This window comes from Sulfuricurvum sp. (assembly GCF_022759005.1).
Lineage (GTDB): Bacteria > Campylobacterota > Campylobacteria > Campylobacterales > Sulfurimonadaceae > Sulfuricurvum.
Map to the genome: position 1 here is coordinate 1 of NZ_JAEMQA010000111.1, position 5,232 is coordinate 5,232.

At 48.9% G+C, this 5,232-nt stretch carries 5 protein-coding genes; 3 read left to right on the plus strand and 2 right to left on the minus strand.

Annotation, left to right across the window (positions count from 1 at the left end; all coding sequences use genetic code 11):
- On the minus strand, window positions 1-948 hold a 948-nt coding region (locus tag JHC35_RS07020), incomplete at its 3' end, for a glutamate-1-semialdehyde 2,1-aminomutase (protein WP_295043444.1).
- 160 nt (window positions 949-1,108) lie between these two features.
- Between JHC35_RS07020 and tgt the strand changes: the two genes are divergently transcribed.
- From tgt to pdxA, 3 genes are read left to right on the plus strand one after another with little or no spacing between them, the layout of a single operon-like run.
- Window positions 1,109-2,230, plus strand: coding sequence for a tRNA guanosine(34) transglycosylase Tgt (gene tgt / locus JHC35_RS07025; RefSeq protein WP_295043447.1), 1,122 nt, complete (start codon window positions 1,109-1,111; stop codon window positions 2,228-2,230).
- Between the two features lies 1 nt (window position 2,231).
- Window positions 2,232-3,014 carry a pyridoxine 5'-phosphate synthase gene (locus tag JHC35_RS07030; protein WP_295043454.1) on the plus strand — a complete coding sequence of 261 codons (783 nt, stop codon included), beginning with the start codon at window positions 2,232-2,234 and terminating at the stop codon, window positions 3,012-3,014.
- Entirely contained in the window at window positions 3,002-3,934 is a 933-nt protein-coding gene (pdxA, locus tag JHC35_RS07035; protein ID WP_295043450.1) for a 4-hydroxythreonine-4-phosphate dehydrogenase, read from the plus strand. The genes JHC35_RS07030 and pdxA overlap by 13 nt, the downstream gene beginning before the upstream one ends.
- A gap of 31 nt (window positions 3,935-3,965) precedes the next feature.
- Here the strand turns inward: pdxA and nspC are convergent, their stop codons facing one another.
- Complete coding sequence (gene nspC, locus JHC35_RS07040; RefSeq protein WP_295043452.1) at window positions 3,966-5,111, minus strand: carboxynorspermidine decarboxylase; 1,146 nt, start codon at window positions 5,109-5,111, stop codon at window positions 3,966-3,968.
- Window positions 5,112-5,232 lie beyond the last annotated feature (121 nt).

The following is a 5,232-nucleotide window of genomic DNA, read 5'->3' on the forward strand; positions in this document are numbered from 1 at the left end:
GAGTTTATGGATAGACGCCAATCCTGCCGCCATCGCCACCGGATTCCCACTGAGAGTTCCTGCTTGATATACGCCCCCTTCCGGTGAGAGGTGTGCCATGATCTCACGGCGACCGCCGAATGCACCGACCGGCATACCGCCGCCGATTACTTTGCCAAGCGTTACCAAATCAGGTTTGGTTCCCGTAATGCTCTCTGCACCGTACAAACATGCACGGAATCCACTCATAACCTCGTCGAAAATGAGGAGCGCACCGTACTCGTCACATACTGCACGTAATTGTGCAAGAAAATCTTTGGTCGCGGGGACGAGACCCATATTTCCGGCAATCGGCTCGATAATAACACAGGCGATCCCCGGGCTCTCTTTGAAACACGCTTTTACACTCTCGATATTGTTGTATTCCGCCAATAGAGTATGTTTAGTGAAATCGGCAGGGACACCTGGTGAACTCGGAGTTCCGAATGTCACCGCACCTGAACCCGCTTGGACGAGCAACGCATCGCTGTGACCATGATAGCATCCCGTGAATTTAACGATGTCATCACGTCCCGTAAATCCGCGAGCAAGACGGATAGCGCTCATTACTGCTTCGGTTCCGCTGCTCACAAAACGGATCTTCTCAATGGAATCATAAATGGAGATAATCAACTCTGCAAGCTCTGACTCCGCTTCGGTCGGTGCACCGAAACTAAGACCGTGTTTGACCGCTTCGATCACCGCATTTTCAATCGACTCATCACGATGTCCGAAGATCAACGGTCCCCAGCTTTGGACATAATCGACATAACGGTTTTCATCAATGTCGACCAAGTATCCGCCCTCTCCGCGCGCGATAAAACGGGGGATACCACCGACGCTTTTAAACGCACGAACCGGCGAGTTTACACCACCCGGAATCAAATTTTGGGCTTTTTCAAAAGCTGCTTGAGAGTGTTCAATGCTCATAAAATTTCCTGCATAAATGTTTTCGGTATTATAGCCAAGATTCTATAACTAAGGCTTCTGCAACGATGTTGCCCAACAAGATGAAATATTCTATTCCTTACTGTAATAATGACAAACCCGTTTAGATGCGCTAAAATAACGAAAAAACTTAAGGTCTTTTATGCAATTTCACGTCGATGCTACCTGCGGCAACGCACGAGCCTGTACCATCACCACGGCGCACTCTACGATCCAAACCCCTATTTTCATGCCCGTGGGGACGGTAGGTTCGGTAAAAGCACTCGATATGTCCGACATGACCGATCTGCTCGATACGCAGATCATCCTCGCCAATACCTATCATACCTATTTGCGCCCTGGAGATGAGACGATCGCAAAGCTCGGCGGGCTGCACGGTTTTACCACCTATCCGAACAGCTTTTTGACCGACAGCGGCGGGTTTCAAGCCTTCAGCCTCAGCGACATCTCCAAACCGACCGAATCGGGGATCGAATTTCGCAGCCACATCGACGGGAGCAAGCACTTCTTTACCCCCGAAAAAGTGATCGACATCCAAAACAACCTAAACAGCGATATTATGATGATTTTGGACGATCTCGTCGCCCTCCCCGCCACGCAAGAGCGGATCAAAACCTCGATCCAGCGGACAACCCAGTGGGCGCAGCAATCGATCGATTACCACCGCAACAATCAGACCAAAGGGATCGGGCTGGATCAAAACATATTTGCGATTATCCAGGGGGGAACAGACTTTAACTTTCGCACCCAATCGGCCGAAGAGCTGTGTGCTATGGATTATGACGGATTCGCCATCGGGGGTCTCTCGGTCGGTGAAGCGAATAACCTAATGTACGATACGGTCGAACACACGACACCACTGATGCCGAGTAATAAGCCCCGCTATCTGATGGGGGTCGGAACGCCCGAAGATTTGGTAGAGAACATCGAACGGGGGGTCGATATGTTCGACTGTGTTATGCCGACCCGCAATGCCCGCAACGGAACCCTCTTTACGACGTTTGGAAAAGTAAACATCAAAGGCGCACGCTATAAATTTGACTCTGAGCCTATCGATCCCGCGTGTGAGTGCTACACGTGCCGACGATACAGTCGTGCCTATTTGCACCACCTCTTCCGCTCTCGTGAAATCACCTATTTTCGCCTCGCATCGCTTCATAATCTCCACTACTATCTATGGCTGGTCAAACAAGCACGCCAAGCGATAATAGAAGGGAAATTTAAAGAATTTAAAAAGGATTTTTATGCACGCCGTCAAGCCTAAAATGAATCTTGGTGTCAATATCGATCATATCGCCGTACTCCGTGAAGCTCGTAAAATTAATGATCCCGATCCACTCATGGCTCTCGCCATCTGTGCGCAAAGCGGTGCTGACCAGATCACAATCCATCTACGAGAAGACCGGCGTCATATCCATGATGACGATGCCTATCGGATTATCACAACGTCTCCGATCCCCGTCAATCTCGAATGTGCCATCGAACCATCAATTATCGACATTGTTTGTGCTCTTCGTCCTCATCGCGCGACTCTCGTCCCTGAAAAACGGCGCGAAGTAACCACAGAGGGGGGATTAGATGTCATTGGACATTATAATCTAATATTAGATGCTATTAAACAGCTCAAGCAGCATGAAATAGAAGTATCCCTCTTCATCGATCCAACGCGTGAAGCGATAGAAGCAAGTGAGCGGTTGGGGGCGGAATGGGTAGAGCTTCATACCGGAAGTTACGCTAATCTCTATGCCATGCGCCATTCTGCCCTTCCCCACTCTCATCACAGCATCGAGTCACTGAACCTGTCTCGCCACGAACTCGACAACATGCTTGAAAATGCTTACGGCACTATCGTTGATGCAGCTAACTATGCCCGTTCGCTTGGACTCAAGGTTGCGGCTGGTCACGGTTTGAATTATCAAAACGTCACCCCGATCGTCAATATTGATACAATTGAAGAACTCAATATCGGTCAAAGCATCATCGCAAGATCAGTCTTTACCGGATTATCAACCGCCGTATCGGACATGAAAGCACTATGCCGACGCTAAAACGCATCGCGATCAGTGTCGGAGATTTGAATGGAGTCGGGTTCGAAATCGCTCTACGCGCACATAATGATATTAAACAATATGTTCATCCTCTCTACTGTATCAGCCGCTCAATGGCTACTCAAGCTGCATCACTGCTCAAGCAAGCGTTACCGGAAGATTTTGAGTGTCATGAAATATCGGGTGGATTTACAATTCAACCCGGAATTGTAGATGCGCAAAGTGGTCGTTACAGCTATGCATCATTTATCGCTGCTATCACACTTGCCAAATCAGGCGTTGTCGATGCGATCACCACCCTCCCCATACATAAAGAGGCATGGATGAAAGCGGGAATCAAGTATGTCGGTCACACCGATGCCCTTCGCGATCTATTCGAGTGTGACGCCATCATGATGCTCGGATGTGAGAAACTCTATGTTCCTCTCTACACCGAGCACATTCCGTTGCGCGACGTCGCCTCCCATATCCAAACCGATCCCTTGGTTTCGTTCTTTCTTCAACTCTATCAAACCACAAAACATGAACCTATCGCGGTTTTGGGGCTTAATCCCCATGCAGGAGATCATGGGGTATTAGGAGACGAAGAGCGCTTTATCGAAGCGGCGATCAAACAAACCAATGCCCAAATCGGCAAAGAGGTTTTTGTAGGTCCCATCGTACCCGACATCGCCTTTACTCCCCGTTTTCGTGAACGCTACACGATGATAGCCGCAATGTATCACGATCAAGGGCTTGCTCCCCTCAAGGCACTCTATTTTGACGAGGGGATTAATGTCTCATTGGGATTGCCGATCATCCGTACTTCGGTCGATCATGGAACTGCATTTGATATTGCTTACAAAGGTATCGCCTCTGTACAAAGCTATATCAATGCGATTAATGCTTCTTTGCGATTTGTATCACTACAAGATTATTGATACATTGTGAGATCAAATCATTTAAGAAAGCTTAGGAAAGTCGGTTTCGATAATCCTCGTACCCGAATTCGTGAACGATTTCGAGTTTTCCCTCTTTTGTCCAGATTGCAAGAGATGGGAGCTTGATCCCGTTAAACGTCGTATTTTTCACAAACGTATAGTGGATCTGATCTTCAAAAATAACCTTGTCCCCTACTTTGAGCGGTTCATCGAATGAATAATCCCCCATGATATCCCCCGCCAGACACGTATTACCGCCGAAACGATACGTATAAGCTTTCTCTCCCGCTTCCCCCGAACCGCGAACCATCGCACGATACGGCATCGCGAGGGTATCGGGCATGTGTGCTTCGGCGGAGGTGTCGAGGATTGCGATGTCCATCCCGTTATGGACGATGTCGAGTACCGATGCGACCAACGGACCCGTCTGCCAGCCCACCGCTTCTCCCGGTTCGAGATAGACGGTGATGTCGTTATGGCGCGCTTTGAACGCTTTGATCACTTTGATCAAACGATCTACATCATAATCCACGCGGGTGATATGGTGCCCTCCCCCAAAATTGACATACTGCATTCCATCGATATATTTGCCGAATTTATCTTCAAACGCTTCGAGAACCCCCTCCAACGCATCCACGTTTTGTTCGCACAGGGCATGAAAGTTCAGCCCGTCGAGTTGGCTCACGATATTCTCATCGAAATTCGCCAATGTCGTCCCCAGACGGCTGTAGAGTCCACACGGGTTATAGAGATCGACGGGGCTGGAGGAGTATTCGGGATTGACGCGCAATGACACTTTGATCGATGGATTGATCGATTTGACCCGCTCATAGTAGCGGTGAAACTGCGCGGGAGAGTTAAAGACAATGTCATCGCTGATTCGCGCGATCTCGTCGATATCTTCGTCTTTGAATGCCGGAGAGTAGGTGTGTACCTCTTTGTTCATCTTTTCGCGTGCCAACTTGGCTTCGTGCAAGCCGCTCGCCGTGCATCCGTGGAGGTATTTGGAGACGAGGGGAAATGTCGACCACATCGCGAACCCTTTGAGGGCGAGGATGATTTTCGCCCCCGATTCTCTCTGTACCCGCTCCATCACGAGCAGATTCTTTTCCAAAAGAGCCTCTTCACAGATGTAACACGGGGTATGGGGAAGTTGAGAGAAATCGATAGAACTCATGAATATTCCTAAAAAGGGGTTTTAATGACGTGATTGTAGCATAGAGTTATTTCTACTTAGCGTCGACGTCCGCCCGATTTTTTCGGTGAGGGTTTTTTTGTATTACCGAAAGCACTATTGC